The organism is Pseudomonas sp. GW821-FHT09D08 (genome assembly GCF_059416305.1).
Genome location: NZ_JBWKOX010000009.1, coordinates 93,300 through 109,673 on the forward strand (window position 1 = coordinate 93,300; position 16,374 = coordinate 109,673).

At 61.3% G+C, this 16,374-nt stretch carries 13 protein-coding genes; 3 read left to right on the forward strand and 10 right to left on the reverse strand.

Translation table 11 applies throughout. The annotated features are described in order from the left end of the window. Positions 1-185: 185 nt before the first annotated feature. The 3 genes from betA to betI all read right to left on the reverse strand — a co-directional run bounded on the left by betA (position 186) and on the right by betI (position 4,208). Positions 186-1,889 (reverse strand): choline dehydrogenase, encoded by a 1,704-nt coding sequence (gene betA, locus AC07OP_RS17355; protein WP_065925474.1) that lies wholly within the window; start codon positions 1,887-1,889, stop codon positions 186-188. Positions 1,890-2,031: 142 nt separating this feature from the next. Next, on the reverse strand, positions 2,032-3,504 hold the full coding sequence (gene betB / locus AC07OP_RS17360; protein WP_495102008.1) for a betaine-aldehyde dehydrogenase: 1,473 nt from the start codon (positions 3,502-3,504) through the stop codon (positions 2,032-2,034). Between the two features lie 110 nt (positions 3,505-3,614). After that, positions 3,615-4,208, reverse strand: coding sequence for a transcriptional regulator BetI (gene betI / locus AC07OP_RS17365; protein ID WP_053128113.1), 594 nt, complete (start codon positions 4,206-4,208; stop codon positions 3,615-3,617). A 390-nt stretch (positions 4,209-4,598) separates the two neighbouring features. On the opposite strand from betI, the gene AC07OP_RS17370 reads away from it, so the two are divergent. Further along, entirely contained in the window at positions 4,599-6,533 is a 1,935-nt protein-coding gene (locus AC07OP_RS17370) for a BCCT family transporter (protein ID WP_256558122.1), read from the forward strand. A 132-nt stretch (positions 6,534-6,665) separates the two neighbouring features. Here the strand turns inward: AC07OP_RS17370 and choV are convergent, their stop codons facing one another. The 3 genes from choV to AC07OP_RS17385 form a co-directional block, all read right to left on the reverse strand. Beyond that, entirely contained in the window at positions 6,666-7,844 is a 1,179-nt protein-coding gene (gene choV, locus AC07OP_RS17375; RefSeq protein ID WP_092490299.1) for a choline ABC transporter ATP-binding protein, read from the reverse strand. Then, entirely contained in the window at positions 7,841-8,686 is an 846-nt protein-coding gene (choW, locus tag AC07OP_RS17380; protein ID WP_016972877.1) for a choline ABC transporter permease subunit, read from the reverse strand. The genes choV and choW overlap by 4 nt, the downstream gene beginning before the upstream one ends. Positions 8,687-8,755: 69 nt before the next feature. Then, entirely contained in the window at positions 8,756-9,703 is a 948-nt protein-coding gene (locus AC07OP_RS17385; RefSeq protein WP_495102007.1) for a choline ABC transporter substrate-binding protein, read from the reverse strand. A gap of 415 nt (positions 9,704-10,118) precedes the next feature. On the opposite strand from AC07OP_RS17385, the gene AC07OP_RS17390 reads away from it, so the two are divergent. Together AC07OP_RS17390 and gbdR are read left to right on the forward strand one after the other, a co-directional pair. Beyond that, the gene (locus AC07OP_RS17390) at positions 10,119-11,495 is read left to right on the forward strand and encodes an L-serine ammonia-lyase (RefSeq protein WP_495102006.1); all 1,377 of its coding nucleotides are present in this window, start codon (positions 10,119-10,121) and stop codon (positions 11,493-11,495) included. Positions 11,496-12,032: 537 nt separating this feature from the next. Beyond that, a complete protein-coding gene (gbdR, locus tag AC07OP_RS17395; RefSeq protein ID WP_065938176.1) occupies positions 12,033-13,136 on the forward strand; it encodes a choline metabolism transcriptional regulator GbdR in 1,104 nt (367 codons plus the stop codon). Positions 13,137-13,179: 43 nt separating this feature from the next. Here gbdR and AC07OP_RS17400 read toward each other — a convergent pair whose 3' ends face one another. From AC07OP_RS17400 to AC07OP_RS17415, 4 genes are all read right to left on the reverse strand, one after another. Next, positions 13,180-13,443, reverse strand: coding sequence for a hypothetical protein (locus AC07OP_RS17400; RefSeq protein ID WP_027606014.1), 264 nt, complete (start codon positions 13,441-13,443; stop codon positions 13,180-13,182). Positions 13,444-13,689: 246 nt separating this feature from the next. Continuing rightward, on the reverse strand, positions 13,690-14,850 hold the full coding sequence (locus tag AC07OP_RS17405; RefSeq protein WP_495102005.1) for a gamma-butyrobetaine dioxygenase: 1,161 nt from the start codon (positions 14,848-14,850) through the stop codon (positions 13,690-13,692). 9 nt (positions 14,851-14,859) lie between these two features. Next, on the reverse strand, positions 14,860-15,336 hold the full coding sequence (locus AC07OP_RS17410; protein ID WP_115485621.1) for a thioesterase family protein: 477 nt from the start codon (positions 15,334-15,336) through the stop codon (positions 14,860-14,862). Positions 15,337-15,349: 13 nt separating this feature from the next. Further along, entirely contained in the window at positions 15,350-16,315 is a 966-nt protein-coding gene (locus AC07OP_RS17415) for an L-carnitine dehydrogenase (protein ID WP_421535239.1), read from the reverse strand. Positions 16,316-16,374: the final 59 nt, after the last annotated feature.

Consider the following 16,374-nt stretch of genomic DNA (forward strand, 5'->3'; position numbering starts at 1 on the left):
CTCAGCGCGGGCAGGCACACAGAGTAGGCCTGGGCTGGGGAGCGATCAAGGAGAGGTGATTCTTTGTAGCGAGTGCCCCTGTGGCGATCGGGCTTGCCCGCGTTGGGCTGCGCAGCGGCCCCCAAAATCTTGGGAGCGCTGCGCACTCCAGCGCGGGGCAAGCCCGCTCACCACAGGGTTTGGCGTTATTGCGCCAATGGCCCCACTTCACGCAACGGCTTGCCACGTACTGGCGCGTCGCCGGCCACGTAGTAGTCGGCAGTGCTGCGCGGCAGCGGCTGGCGGCCACGGATCTTGTCGGCGATTTTCTCGGCGATCATGATCGTCGGCGCATTCAGGTTGCCGGTGGTGATGATCGGCATGATCGACGCATCGACTACGCGCAGGCCCTGCATGCCATGCACGCGGCCTTCGCCATCGACCACGGCCATCTCGTCGTCGCCCATCTTGCACGAGCAGGACGGGTGGAACGCGGTCTCGGCGTGCTCGCGGATGAACTTGTCCAACTGCTCATCGGTTTGCACCTCGATGCCCGGGCTGATTTCGCGGCCACGGTACGGGTCCAGTGCCGGCTGCTGCATGATTTCACGGGTCAGGCGGATGCCGTCGCGGAATTCCTGCCAGTCCTGCTCGGTGGCCATGTAGTTGAAGAGGATGCTCGGGTAGTCCCGTGGGTTCTTCGACTTCAGTTGCACGCGGCCACGGCTCGGCGAGCGCATGGAGCCCATGTGCGCCTGGAAACCGTGCTCTTTCACACCGTTGCTGCCGTTGTAGTTAATCGCGACCGGCAGGAAGTGGTACTGGATGTTCGGCCATTCGAATTCTTCACGGGTACGGATGAAACCGCCGGCTTCGAACTGGTTGCTGGCGCCGATGCCGGTGCCGTTGAACAGCCACTCGGCACCGATGGCCGGCTGGTTGTACCAGAGCAGCGATGGGTACAGCGACACCGGCTGGGTGCATGCATATTGCAGGTACAGCTCAAGGTGGTCCTGCAGGTTTTCGCCGACGCCAGGCAGGTCATGGACCACCGGGATGTCGAGGCTTTCCAGCAGTTTGGCCGGGCCCACGCCGGAGCGTTGCAGCAGTTGCGGCGAAGCGATTGCACCGCTGCACACCAGCACTTCTTTACGCGCACGGGCTTCAACGCGCTCTTCGGCTGCACCGATCAGGTAACGCACGCCAACGGCACGCTTGCCTTCGAACAACACTTTGTCGGTGAGGGCGTGGGTGACGATGGTCAGGGTCGAACGCTTCTTGGCCGTGTCCAGGTAACCGCGCGCGGTGCTGGCGCGACGGCCGTTCGGCGTGACGGTACGGTCCATCGGGCCGAAGCCTTCCTGCTGGTAGCCGTTCAAGTCTTCGGTGCGCGGGTAACCGGCCTGCACGCCCGCTTCAACCATGGCGTGGAACAGCGGGTTGTTGCCGGCTTTAGGCGTGGTCACGCTGACCGGGCCATCGCCGCCGTGCCAGTCGTTCGGGCCGATATCGCGGGTTTCGGCCTTACGGAAATACGGCAGGCAGTCGAGGTAGCTCCAGTCTTCCAGGCCCGGCAGTTTCGACCAGTTGTCGTAGTCCATGGCGTTGCCACGGATGTAGCACATGCCGTTGATCAGCGAAGAGCCACCCAGGCCCTTGCCGCGTCCGCATTCCATCCGGCGGCCGTCCATGTGTGGCTCCGGATCGGTTTCGTAGGCCCAGTTGTAGCGCCGGCCTTGCAGTGGGAAGGCCAGGGCGGCCGGCATCTGGGTACGGAAGTCGAGGCGGTAGTCGGGGCCGCCGGCTTCCAGCAGCAGGACGGTGACGCCTTCGTCTTCGGTCAGGCGGGTTGCCAGGGTGTTACCGGCGGAGCCGGCACCCACAATGATGTAGTCGTATTCTTGGGACATAAATGCACCCTCTTTGAAGTGTGGTCAGGTCGGGCCTCATCGGGGGCGCGCGCCCTCCCACATTTGACCGGGTTTACACAGTCAAAGGTGGGAGGGGGCTCGCCCCCGATGGCGGCCTCAAAGGCACTACAGAACCCGGGTCTTAGAACACCGAGGCGTAGTCGCCCAGCTCAACCTGTACCGATTTGATGCGGGTGAAGTTGTTCAGCGAGCTGATGCCGTTTTCACGGCCCACACCGGATTGCTTGTAGCCACCCACCGGCATCTTCGCGTCGGATTCGCCCCAGGCGTTGATCCAGCAGATGCCCGCTTCCAGCTGGTGAATCACGCGGTGGGCGCGGTTCAGGTCCTTGGTCACAAGGCCCGCAGCCAGGCCGAAGTCGGTGTCGTTGGCGCGGCGGATCACTTCTTCTTCGGTTTCATAGGTGAGGATGCTCATCACCGGGCCGAAGATTTCTTCACGGACGATGGTCATCTCGTCGGTGCAGTCGGTGAACACGGTCGGGGCCACGTAGGCGCCTTTGGCCAGGTCGCCGTCGGTCAGGCGGTCGCCGCCGCACAGCACGCGAGCGCCTTCTTCCTTGCCTTTGGCGATGTAGCCCAGCACGCTTTCCATGTGGGCGAAGCTGACCAGCGGACCGAAGTTGGTGTTGGCGTCCTGCGGGTCGCCAACGCGGATGCGCGCAACACGCTCAACGATCTTGGCTTCGAATGCCGCTTGCAGGTGCTTGGGCACGAACACGCGGGTGCCGTTGGTGCAGACCTGGCCGGAGCTGTAGAAGTTGGCCATCATCGCGATGTCGGCCGCACGATCCAGGTCGGCGTCTTCGAACACGATCAACGGCGACTTGCCGCCCAGTTCCATGGTCACTTCCTTGAGCGACGAGCTCGAAGCGCTGGCCATGACTTTCTTGCCGGTGTCGGTGCCGCCGGTGAACGAGACTTTCTCGATGCGCGGGTGCTCGGTCAGCCAGGTGCCGACTTCACGGCCGCTGCCGGTCAAGACGTTGAACACGCCGGCTGGAACGCCGGCTTCGGTGTAGATCTCGGCCAGTTTCAGGGTGGTCAGCGAGGTGACTTCGCTTGGCTTGAAGATCATCGCGTTGCCGGCGGCCAGGGCCGGTGCGGATTTCCACAGGGCGATCTGGATCGGGTAGTTCCACGCGCCGATACCGGCGACCACACCCAGCGGCTCGCGGCGGGTGTAGACGAACGAGGTGTCGCGCAGCGGGATCTGCTCGCCTTCGATGGCCGGTACCAGGCCTGCGTAGTATTCCAGCACGTCGGCGCCGGTGACGATGTCGACGTACTGGGTTTCGGAGAAGGCTTTACCGGTGTCCAGGGTTTCCAGCGCGGCCAGTTCGTCGTTGCGCTCGCGCAGGATGTCGACGGCACGACGCAGGATGCGCGAACGCTCCATGGCGGTCATGGCGGCCCAGATTTTCTGGCCTCTTTCCGCGCTGACCACGGCACGTTCAACGTCGTCGAACGTGGCGCGTTGCACTTGGGCGAGAACTTCACCGTTAGCCGGGTTGATGGCGTCGAAGGTGGCATCGCTGCCAGCGTCGCTGTAGCCGCCGTCAATGTAGAGTTTTTGCAGGTCGAAACGGGCCATAAAGTCCTCGCAAGTGCATAAGTGGTTGGCGTTACCCGCCGCAAAGTGGGCCATGAGGGTGTGGCAACACTGGGCGGCGGACGTTCAGGGGTTGAGCGTTTATAAGGGCTCTAACTCACCTGCTTGGCCAATTGGAAATCCATGTATTCGTAAGCGATCCGTTGCGCCTGCGCCGTGTCGAAAGCGTCTCCCGACAGGGCACCGCGCAACCACAAACCGTCGATCAGGGCCGCCAGGCCTCTGGCTGCTTTGCGTGCGTGCGGCAGCGGCAGCACTCGGCGGAACTGGCAGCACAGGTTGGAATACAGACGTTGATCGTTGATCCGCTGCAACCTGTGCAATGACGGGTGATGCATGCTGGTGGCCCAGAAGGCCAGCCAGGTTTTCATTGCCGGGCCATTGACCTGGCTGGCGTCGAAGTTGCCCTCGATGATCACCCGAAGGTGCGCCCGTGGGCTGTCGTCCTTCAGTGCAAGCCTGCGTTCGTGGACGTTCTCGATCAGCACGTTCATCAGGTAGCGCATCGTCGCGGCGATCAGGCCGTTCTTGTCCTGAAAGTAGTGACTGATGATGCCGTTCGAGACCCCGGCCAAACGGGCGATCAGCGCAATGCTGGCATCTCCCATTCCGACCTGGTCGATGGCCGTCAACGTGGCTTCGATCAACTGTTGGCGGCGTATGGGTTGCATACCGACCTTGGGCATGTAGCACCTCTCCTTAGGCCTGCCGACGGGCGATGAACGTTCGTCGACTTGAAGGCCAGTCTATTTTGTTTTGATTGAACGTTCAATCAACAAAGAATAAGCTCTGCGACAAATGGTCGCTGCCTACGGGTATTTCCTACGTGAGGGCGGCGACATCCGGCACCTGCAAAAACCTTTGAAACAGGCGGTATCAAGGCCTGCCCACTGTCTGGTGGGGCTCAAGGATTTTCGGGGTGTCTTTATAACACCCGTCCGTCGACTGCCGAAAAATCGATAGGTCGGGATAACCGCTGCCTTGTGTTTCTCTCTCGCACTGCCCGGAGCATCTGCGCCATGAGTTCTGCCTCTCTTATAAAGACCCCGCCGGAAAAGGTGCGGGTCAACGGTTGGGTGTTCTACACCTCCACCGCACTGATTCTGTTGTTGACCGCCATTCTGATCATCGCCCCGCAGGAGGCCGGGCGCATGCTCGGCGTAGCTCAGGCCTGGCTTTCCAAAAGCTTCGGCTGGTACTACATGGTGGTCATCGCCGCTTACCTGGTGTTTGTGGTCGGCCTGGCGTTTTCGTCCTATGGCAAGTTGAAACTGGGCAGCAAGGACGACACCCCGGACTTCAGCTACGGCGCCTGGGCCGGCATGCTGTTCTCGTCGGGTATCGGCATCTCGCTGCTGTACTTCGGTGCCTCCGAGCCGCTGGATCACTACTTCAACCCGCCCGAAGGCGCCGCCGCCAGCAACAGCGCGGCACGCCAGGCGTTGCAGTTGACCTTTTTGCACTGGGGCCTGCATGGCTGGGCGATCTATGCGCTGGTCGGCCTGGCGGTGGCGTACTTCGCCTACCGGCATAACCAGCCGCTGGCCTTGCGTTCGGCGTTGTACCCGCTGGTGGGTGAGCGTTGGGTGAAGGGCGCGGCCGGTCACGCGGTGGACGGTTTCGGCATGTTCGTGACCCTGCTGGGCCTGGTAACGAACCTGGGCATCGGTTCGATGCAGGTGTCGTCCGGCCTGGAAAACCTGTTCGGCATGGCGCACAGCAACACCAACCTGCTGATCGTGATCATTGTGATGAGTACCGTGGCGACCATCGCCGCCGTGTCGGGCGTGGAGAACGGCATCCGCCGCCTGTCCAACCTCAACATCGTGCTGTTCAGCGGCTTGCTGATCTTCGTGCTGCTGTTCGGCCCGACCCTGCACCTGCTCAACGGCCTGGTGCAGAACACCGGCGACTACCTCAACGGCATCGTGCTGAAAACCTTCGACCTCTATGTGTACGAAGGCGACGGTGACAAGACCGAACGCTGGATGGGCCTGTGGACCCTGTTCTACTGGGCCTGGTGGATTTCCTGGGCGCCATTCGTAGGCATGTTCATCGCGCGGATTTCCCGTGGCCGTACGGTGCGTGAACTGGTGGCCGGCGTGTTGCTGATTCCCCTGGGCTTTACCCTGGCGTGGCTGTCGATCTTCGGTAACTCGGCGCTGGACCTGGTGCTCAACCATGGTGCGGTGGAGTTGGGCAAGACGGCGCTGGAACAACCGTCCATGGCTATCTACCAGTTGCTGGAGCATTACCCGGCGTCGAAAATCGTTATCGGCGTGTCGATCTTCGTGGGCTTTGTGCTGTTCCTGACCCCGGCGGATTCCGGCGCGGTGATGATGGCCAACCTTTCCTGCAAAGGCGGTAATGTGGATGAAGACGCGCCGCACTGGTTGCGCATCTTCTGGTCGGCGGTGATCACCCTGGTGACCATTGGCCTGCTGTTTGCCGGCAACTTCGAAGCCATGCAAACCATGGTGGTGCTGGCGGGTCTGCCGTTCTCGGTGGTGCTGATTTTCTTTATGTTCGGTTTGCACAAGGCGATGCGCCAGGACGTGGCGATCGAACAGGAGCAGGCGCAACTGGCTGAACGCGGGCGTCGCGGCTTCAGCGAGCGTTTGACGGCACTCGACCTGCAACCGAGCCAGGGCACTGTGCAGCGCTTTATGGACAAGCACGTCACGCCGGCGCTGGAAGAAGCGGCGACGGCGTTGCGTGAACAAGGTTTGGAAGTGCAGACGCTGCTGGGTAAATCCAAGCGCTGCATCGGTGTGCGCATCGAGATGGAAGAGGGCAACCCCTTCGTTTATGAAGTGAGCCTGGATGCTTACTCGTCGGCACCGAGCGACCTGCCCGAAGAAGAACGCACCCGCTATTACCGGGCCGAGGTGTACCTGCACAACGGGCCTCAGGAATACGACCTGATGGGCTTCGCCCAGGAACAGATCACCCGGGACGTGCTCGATCAGTTTGAAAGCCATCGGCAGCTCCTTGGCCGTGTCTATAGCTGATAGTTGAGCCTGGTGGTGCTTTAAATGTGGGAGGGGGCTTGCCCCCGATTGCAGTGTGTCAGTCAGTCCATCTGTTACTGATCCACCGCTATCGGGGGCAAGCCCCCTCCCACAGTTGTTTTGCAGTGTGTGTTAGCCCAGGTTTTTGCCCAGCAGGGCGTGGTAGAGCTCACTGTCGCCGAGGATCCCCACCACCTGGTTGTTGTCATGCAACACCAGCTTGTTCCCCGTCTGGTAACGAATCTGCAGCGCATCACGCATGCCGATATTCGAATCCACCAGGGTCGGCACCCGACCCAGGCCTTCCACCGGTTGCCCCGGCGCCCAGTTCTGCAGGTTCATCACCACGCCATTCTGCCGTGCGCCCTGGATGGTGTTGCCTTCGGACAGGTCCAGCCACGAATCGCCGCCCGGGTCGAGACACACCGAGCCGTTGACGCGTTTGCAATTGTCCAGCGTGCGCATCAGGCTGCGGCCGCACAGCACGTTCAGCGGGTTGGTGTGGGCGACGAAGGTGCGCACATAGTCGTCCGCCGGGTTCAGCACGATCTCTTCCGGCACGCTGTACTGGATGATCTTGCCGTCTTTCATGATCGCGATGCGGCTGCCCAGCTTGAGCGCCTCGTCGAGGTCGTGGCTGACGAACACGATGGTCTTGCTCAGCTTGCTTTGCAGTTCCAGCAACTCGTCCTGCAGGCCCTGGCGGATCAGCGGGTCGAGGGCGGAGAAGGGCTCGTCCATCAGCAGGATGTCGGCGTCCATCGCCAACGCGCGCGCCAGGCCGACGCGTTGTTGCATGCCGCCGGACAGCTCATCGGGCTTCTTGTTACGCCATTGGGTCAGGCCCACCAGCTCGAGTTTGTCGTCCACCAGCTTGCGCCGTTCTTTTTCCGGGCGGCCCTGCATTTCCAGACCAAAGCTGATGTTCTCGCGCACCGTCAGCCAAGGCATCAGGGCGAACTTCTGGAACACCATGGCGATGCGCTTGGTGCGCATCATTTTCAGCTCGGCGGGGCTGCAGGAGGCGATGTCGATCTGGCGACCTTCATGCTCGACGAACAGCTGGCCACGGCTGACGGTGTTGAGGCCGTTGATGCAGCGCAGCAGGCTCGACTTGCCGGAGCCCGACAGGCCCATCAGCACGCAGATCTCGCCTTTTTCCACATCCAGGCTGGCCTTTTCAACGCCGACAATCTGCCCGGTCTTTTTCAGGATTTCGTTACGGCTCATGCCCTGGTCCAGCAGCTTGAGCGCTTCGCGTGGGTCTTTGGAGAAGATCACGTCGACATTGTCGAATCGGATAATGCTCATGCATCACCCCCTACTTTGGCGTCGGGTTGTTTGCAGATGCGGTCGAGCATGATGGCCAGCAGCACAATCGCCAGGCCGGCTTCGAAGCCCAGGGCGATATCGGCGGTGTTCAGCGCGTTGACCACCGGCTTGCCGAGGCCGTCGGCGCCCACCAGGGCCGCGATCACCACCATCGACAACGACAGCATGATGCATTGGGTAATACCGGCAGCGATGCTCGGCATGGCGTGGGGCAGTTCAATGCGCGAGAGCAACTGACGGCGCGAGCAGCCAAAGGCCTTGCCGGCGTCCATCAACTCTTGCGGTACATCACGGATACCCAGGTAGGTCAGGCGGATCGGCGCGGCAATCGCGAACACCACCGTGGAAATCAACCCAGGCACCACACCCAGCCCGAAGAGGGTCAGGGTAGGGATGAGGTAGACGAAGGTCGGTACGGTCTGCATCAGATCGAGCACCGGCCGCATCATGGTGTAGAACAGCGGTTTGTGCGCGGCAACAATGCCCAGCGGCACACCGATGACCACGCAGACCAAGGTGGCGAACAGCACCTGCGCGAGGGTCTCCATGGTTTCCTGCCAGTACCCCAGGTTGAGGATCAGCAGGAAGGAGGCGATGACAAAAACAGTCAGTCCCCATTTACGTTGAATAAAGTGAGCCAGCAGCGCAATCAGACCGATCAATGCCAGCGGATTGAACCAGGTCAGCGCGAACGTCACGCCGTGGATCATCGTTTCCAGTGTCGATGCGATTGCGTCGAAGTAGTTGGCGCCGTGTTGGGTCAACCATTCGACGAAGGCAGCGATGTACTGGCCTAGTGGGATTTTCTGTTCAGTCAGCATGGTAGTGAATGTCCACATGCGAAGAGGGAAAACATCCCGGGGCAGCGCACCGCCCCGGGGTCAGCGGGATTACTTGGCGAGATACGCTTTGACGGCCTCCAGGCCTGGTTTGCCATCGACGGTATTGACTCCGGCGAGCCAGGTGTCGAGGACTTGCGGGTTATTTTTCAGCCAGGCCTTGGCGGCGGCATCGGGCTTCATCTTGTCGTCCAGGACGTTGCCCATCAGGGTGCTTTCCATGTTCAAGGTGAACACCAGGTTCTTCAGCAACTGACCGACGTTGCTGCATTCCTCGGTGTAGCCCTTGCGGGTGTTGGTGTAGATGGTGGCCTGGCCGTAGTTGGGGCCGAACGAATCGTCACCCCCGGTCAGGTACTTCATCTTGAAGCGGGTGTTCATCGGGTGCGGTTCCCAGCCGAGGAACACGATGGCCTGGTCACGCTTGGTGGCGCGCTCCACCTGGGAAAGCATCCCGGCTTCGCTGGATTCGACCACTTTGAAACCGGCGGTCTTGAGGCCGAAGGCGTCTTTGTCGATCAGCGTCTGGATGGTGCGGTTGCCGTCGTTGCCCGGCTCGATGCCGTAGATCTTGCCGCCCAGCTCATCCTTGAATTTGGCGATATCGGCGAAGTCTTTCAGGCCCTTGTTGTACAGCGCCTCGGGTACCGCCAGGGTGTACTTGGCGTTTTCCAGGTTGGCGCGCACGGTTTCCACGGTGCCGGCATCACGGTACTGCTTGATGTCGTTTTCCATGGTCGGCATCCAGTTGCCGAGGAACACGTCCATGTTCTTGCCGTCGGCCAGGGACTTGTAGGTCACAGGAACGGAAATCATCGTGGTCTTGGTCTTGTAGCCCAGGCCCTTGAGGATTTCGCTGGTGGTCGCGGTCGTGACGGTGATGTCGGTCCAGCCGACATCGGAGAAGTTGACGGTCTTGCACTGTTCCGGTTCTGCGGCGTGCGCCATGACTGGCAGACTCAGCATGGCGGCCAACAACAACGAGGGTGAACCTTTCATCTGGGTAGACTCCTGTGTTTTTTCTGGCGGCATTCGCCGCGCTTTATAAGTGTTGCGGTTGGAGCGTGCGGCAACAGCTCTGCCACGGTGCCTTGCAAACGAGTCGAGACTGATCATGTACCAGTGAAAATCTGACGCCTACAGGGGGCGTCGTATCCAGTACAGGGAGGGTCGTATCCAGTGTCGGTGACGTCGCTTACAGGTTTTTCCCAAGGTAAAACCGCTGTTTTTGCCCATCTGCACCGCTAAAAACGGCTGAAACAGGCGATCGCACGGGAGCGACGCTGGTGAGCATGGGTGCGTCGGTGTGAGACGCCGTGAGCGACAGCAAAAGCTTGATGATGCCGCCATCTGGGCGATCTGAGCGTAGCACCTCGTTCAAGCCTGGCCGTGCTTATCGAGGAGTTCTACCGCAATGGCTATCAGTGTTTTCGACCTGTTCAAGATCGGCATCGGGCCTTCCAGTTCTCACACCGTCGGCCCCATGCGCGCCGCGGCGTTGTTCGTCCAGGGGTTACGTGAACGTGAACTGTTGGAACAAGTCAGGCGTGTCGAAGTTCAGCTGTACGGTTCGCTGTCCGCCACCGGCGTCGGCCACGGCAGCGACACCGCCACCATCATGGGCTTGATGGGCGAGTGGCCGGACGCGATCGATCCGTCGCAGATCGGCCTGCGCATCCACACCCTGCGCGAAACCGACACATTGCTGCTCGACGGGCGTTTGCCCGTGCCGTTCGTGTGGGCCCGGGACATGCGCCTGCTCGACGAAAACCTGCCGTTCCACCCCAACGCCATGACCCTGGTGGTGTTTGGTGATGACGGCGAGCTGCACCGCGACACCTACTACTCAGTGGGCGGTGGTTTCGTGGTGGATGAAACCCAGGCGCAGAGCGGCGTGGCGGACATGGACCGCACCGAGTTGCCCTATGATTTCTCCAGCGCGGTGGAGTTGTTGCAGCTGTGCAAGACCCACAACCTGCGCGTTGCCGAGTTGATGCTGGCCAATGAAAAAGTCTGGCGCTCCGAAGACGAAATCCGCAGTGGCCTGATGAAACTCTGGCGCGCCATGCAGGCGTGCGTGGAGGAGGGCCTCAAGCACGAAGGCATCTTGCCCGGCGGCCTCAATGTGCGCCGTCGTGCCGCCAAGTTGCACCGCAGCCTGCAGGAGTTGAACAAGCCCAATGTGATCGGCTCGACCTTGAGTGCGATGGAGTGGGTCAACCTGTTCGCCCTGGCGGTGAACGAAGAAAATGCCGCCGGTGGACGCATGGTCACGGCGCCCACCAACGGTGCGGCGGGGATCATTCCGGCGGTGCTGCACTACTTCATGAAGTTCAGCGACGAAGTCACCGAAGCCAACGTGGTCGACTACCTGCTCAGTGCGGCGGCGGTGGGGATCCTGTGCAAGAAGAACGCCTCGATCTCCGGGGCTGAAGTCGGTTGCCAGGGTGAAGTGGGTTCGGCCTGCGCCATGGCCGCTGCCGGGCTGGCGGAGATCCTCGGCGCAACCCCGGAGCAACTGTGCAACGCCGCCGAAATCGGCCTGGAGCACAACCTCGGCCTGACCTGCGACCCGGTGGGCGGGCTGGTGCAAGTGCCGTGCATCGAGCGCAATGCGATTGCCGCGGTGAAGGCGATCAACGCGGCGCAGATGGCCCTGCGCGGTGATGGCCAGCACTTTATCTCCCTGGACCGCGTGATCCGCACCATGCGCGATACCGGGGCGGATATGCATGACAAGTACAAGGAGACTTCCCGGGGTGGGTTGGCGGTCAGTGCGGTGGAGTGCTGATTAGCTTGTTGTGATGAACAGGGCCTTTGTGGTGAGCGGGCTTGCCCCGCGCTGGGTAAAGGCACCACATAGTTTCAGATAAAACCCGGTCGCCTGATTTTGGGGCGGCTTCGCCACCCAGCGCGGGGCGAGCCCGCTCACTACAAGTGAACACTCCAACCAAAATCGCCACCTTTTAGCGCGTCGCAAACAGATAAGTAGCTTCCAAACGATTTTCCCCTCGACCACCCGTCACCTGTGCGTGCGGTGACAGACTTTTCCTACGCGCTGAAAGCGCCTTCCCACAAGTGATACCGAACTGCTCACACACCTTGAGCAGGGCCGCTCCGACGTCTATTTCAGCCATATCCCGTACTCCTCGCGTGGGCTTATTTAGACGCGTCATCAGGTCGTTTTCAGGATTTGTTGAATGGCCATTCAAATTTAGGCATGGCATTTGCTCTACCAATTCAAAGCCTCTCGCCTTGCCGGATGAAGAGCGCAATAACAAGAGCCTCGCCTGAGGCCATCACCTGCTTTGTGTGAGGAGATACCGCGATGACGTCGTTCAACTCCGGGGCCCAACCCCAGAACCGTGCGCCTCAATCCATCGGCTTTTTGCTGCTGGACAATTTCACGCTGATTTCCCTGGCGTCGGCCGTGGAACCGCTGCGCATGGCCAACCAGCTGTCCGGCCGCGAGCTGTATCGCTGGACAACCCTGAGTGTCGACGGCAATCAGGTATGGGCCAGCGACGGTCTGCAAATCACCCCAGATGCCTCCATGCACAAAGCCCCGGCCTTGGACACTGTGATTGTGTGCGGCGGCGTGGGTATCCAGCGCACCGTGACCCGTGAGCATGTGTCGTGGCTGCAAAGCCAGGCGCGCCAGTCCCGTCGCCTTGGCGCGGTGTGCACCGGCAGCTGGGCTCTGGCCTGTGCCGGTCTGCTCGACGGCTTCGATTGCAGCGTGCACTGGGAATGCCTGGCGTCGATGCAGGAAGCCTTCCCGCGCGTGTCGATGAGCACCCGTTTGTTCACCCTCGACCGCAACCGCTTCACCAGTTCGGGCGGCACCGCGCCACTGGACATGATGCTGCACCTGATCAGCCGCGACCACGGCCGCGAACTGTCGGCGGCGATCTCCGAGATGTTCGTGTACGAGCGCATCCGCAACGAACAGGATCACCAGCGTGTGCCGCTCAAGCACATGCTGGGCACCAACCAGCCGAAGCTGCAGGAAATCGTCGCGCTGATGGAAGCCAACCTCGAAGAGCCGATCGACCTCGACGAACTGGCGGTGTACGTCGCCGTGTCGCGTCGCCAACTGGAACGGCTGTTCCAGAAATACCTGCACTGCTCGCCGTCGCGCTACTACCTCAAGCTGCGCCTGATTCGCGCGCGGCAGTTGCTCAAGCAAACGCCGATGTCGATCATCGAAGTGGCCTCGGTGTGCGGGTTTGTCTCCACGCCGCACTTCTCCAAGTGCTACCGCGAATACTTCGGCATTCCGCCACGGGATGAGCGCGTAGGCTCCAACACCACCCAGCAGGTGGCGATGATGCCGATTCCGCAGGCGCTGGTATTGTCACCGTTGTCGGGGCCGATGTCGGCGTTGAGCCAGGCGCGCAATGAGTCGACGTTTGCGAGCGTACGGCTCTAAACCGAGTTGACTGCATCGGGGGCTTGCCCCCGATAGCGGTCTGTCAGGCGCCGGAGTTCTGCTTGAACTGCATCAGTGCCGGTAACAACTGTTTATCGATCGCCTGGCGCACCGCCGGCAAAATCGTCGCACTGCCAGTGTACATCTGCTCAACCATACCCTTGAGTGCCTTGGCCCGCGCTTCGCTCAAACCGCGTACCGCGCACTCGCAGGCCTGTTCGGCGCTGGCGCCGCTGGACACCTCGAAACCCAGGGAGCGCAGTTGGCTCAGCAGGTCATCCTGGTCAATCAAATCCGCATGCATCATGACGTTTATCCTGGTGAAGAGAGCGGGGATCGACTTGGATTCTGGTAGGCCCCCGGCCGGTCGGCAAGGGCAGAATGCACGAATGGCTCAGATGGCTATGAGCGTGTCGTTTTCGGGCCATTTACCCACTGAAGTAATAGGCACACTGTCCATCAGCAAGCAGCTTGAAGGTTTGGTCACCCTCGGGATGCACGGCTCACACAAGGCACTCTGCCCCGATCCAGTCACGGCTGGACCGGGGTTTTTTTAGCGCTGCAGCACCAGGATTCGTGAAAGCAGTTCGTCCCGGTCGATATAGCAACCCTGGAAGTGCCGCGCCCCGGAGGTGGGATCAAACGCATTGCGCGCATGCAACGTGCGGCGGTTATCGAAGCACCACAGCTCGCCCGGGTTCAGGCGCTTGACCAGCCGAAAGCGCGCCTCGCGCGTCATCGCGATAAAGCGTCGATAAGCCCGATACAGCAACGGCATCTGCGCCACCGACGTCTCGAACGGCCCACGCAAAAAGTTGGCCATGCGAATCTCTGCCACATCCCCCAAGGCGTCCAATGCGATGATCGGCGCGAGGCGACGATAGTCGCTGTGGCGGTCTTTGTTGCGAAACTCCACGGGTATTTCACACAAGGCACGAAACGCTTCGGGATCTTCCTCGCGCAGGGCATTGGCGATGGCAAACCCATCGACAAAAATACTTTCGCCCCCGTCGGCATCGTTGACCAGGCAATGCAGGAATTGCAGCCCCGGTTGCAGCTCCCGGGTCGGCAAATCACTGTGCAAGGGCAGGTTGAAAGCGGTGTAGGCATTGCTGTCGGCATCGGCCTTGGATTGCACGTTGAACAGCACGCCGAAATTGCTCTCGCGGATAAATGAAATACGCTGGGCGACACGCGCCAGGGAGCCGGGTTCGGTGGGTACGCCGCGCATTTGCGTCAGGCCCGCGTCACGCAAGGCCAGCAGCCATTGCAGCAGCGCTGCAGGGTCTTGCATGACCGCCGCGTAGTCGAATATAGGCAGTTCGAAGGTGTTGTCCCAGAGCCGCGATTTTGCTTTCGCCGCCCGGCGTTCGGCGCGGGATTCATCGTCGTAGGCATGGGCCCGCAGCCAGCCGGGATCGTACTGGCTGCGATGACCGCCGTGCCATTCCACGCTGAGGAATCCCTGGTCGATACGCACGCTGATGGCGCCGAGGTTTTCATCCACATCGACAATTTCCAGCACTTGCTCGCGGGTCACGCTGTACACGCATTGCGTGCACGGGCAGTTGTCCCGCAGCCACTGATGATGAAACGGGCTGACCCGGCCATCGGCCCATGTCACGCGAATCTGATCGTCCAGCACCTGTGCATCGGCGAGGTCGCAGAGCTTCGGGTAAGTACGGAAATCGGCAACAGCGGCGGCGGTTTGCATGATGGCTCCTTATTTTTTCGGGGGCAGTCCAATCACTCGGCCGAGGAGCGCGGGCCTTGGCAGGTCGGCTTGCTCAGCGCTGATTGCAATGAGTTTTTCCAATGTCGCCTCGGCAAACGGGGCCGAATGCGGACCCGCCAGGTCGACGTGCAGCAGCATCTGTTCGTTGCCGGCCAGTTCTTTCTCATCACCCACTAAATGCAGGCTGTGATAAAGGTGCAGGCGCTTGGCGTCGTGGGCGATCAGTTGCGTGCGCACCTCCACTTCGGCGCCCAGTTTCACCTCGTGCAGGTAGTTCAGGTGCAGTTCCAGGGTGAACAGCGAATGGCCGCTGGCTTCGCGGTTTTCGCTGTCCAGGCCGAGGGTGTCCATCAGCGCGTCGGTGGCGTAGCTGAAGATCAGCAGGTAGAACGCGTCGCGCAGGTGGCCGTTGTAGTCCACCCAGTCGGCAAGGACTGGGGTGGTGTAGGTGGTCAGTGCAGGCATGGTGAGGGTTCCGTTATTCGGCGAAGGTCATGCCGTGCTTGGCTTTGGTGGTTTTCACCGCTTCCAGCACCGCCAGAAGGCAATCATCACGATAGCGTTCCAGCGCCGAAATGCTGTGTTTGCCCAACTGGTCGCTGGTGCCATCGACCACATCGTCGATCAACTTGTCGGTCAGCTCCGGAGCCGGCAGGTAGGTCCACGGCAACTGCAACGCCGGGCCGAACTGCGCCATGAAGTGGCGCATGCCCGCATCGCCGCCCGCCAGGGTGTAGGTGAGGAAGGTGCCCATGAACGACCAGCGCAGGCCGGCGCCAAAGCGGATGGCATCGTCGATCTCGCCGGTGGTGGCCACGCCGTCATTCACCAGGTGCAACGCCTCGCGCCACAGCGCTTCGAGCAAGCGGTCGGCGATAAACCCGGGGACCTCCTTGCGCACATGCAGCGGGCGCATGCCGAGGGATTCGTACACCTTGATCGCGGCCTGGATCGCTTGCGGCGCGGTGTGCTTGCCGCCGACCACTTCCACCAGCGGCAGCAGATAGACCGGGTTGAACGGATGGCCGACCACACAGCGTTCCGGGTGGGTCGAGCCCTCGTAGAACTCACTCGGCAACAGCCCCGAGGTACTTGAACCGATCAATGCATCGGGCTTGGCCGCGGCGCTGATCTTGCTGTGCAATTCCAGCTTCAGCTCCAGGCGTTCGGGGGCGCTTTCCTGGATGAAGTCGGCGTCTTTCACGCATTCTTCGATGGTAGCCACAAAGCGCAGGCGGTCTTGGGATGCGCCGGGTGCCAGGCCCTGTTTTTCCAGGGCGCCCCAGGCATTGGCGACGCGCTTGCGCAGCGCCGCTTCGGCACCCGGCGCCGGGTCCCAGGCCACCACATCCAGGCCGTGGGCCAGGGCACGGGACACCCAGCCGCTGCCGATAACACCGCTGCCCAGGGCGGCGAAGGTTTTGATCTCAGTGATAAAGCGCATGGCAAATTCCTAAAGCGTTCGGTGATTCCCTGTGGGAGGGGGCAAGCCCCTCCCACATT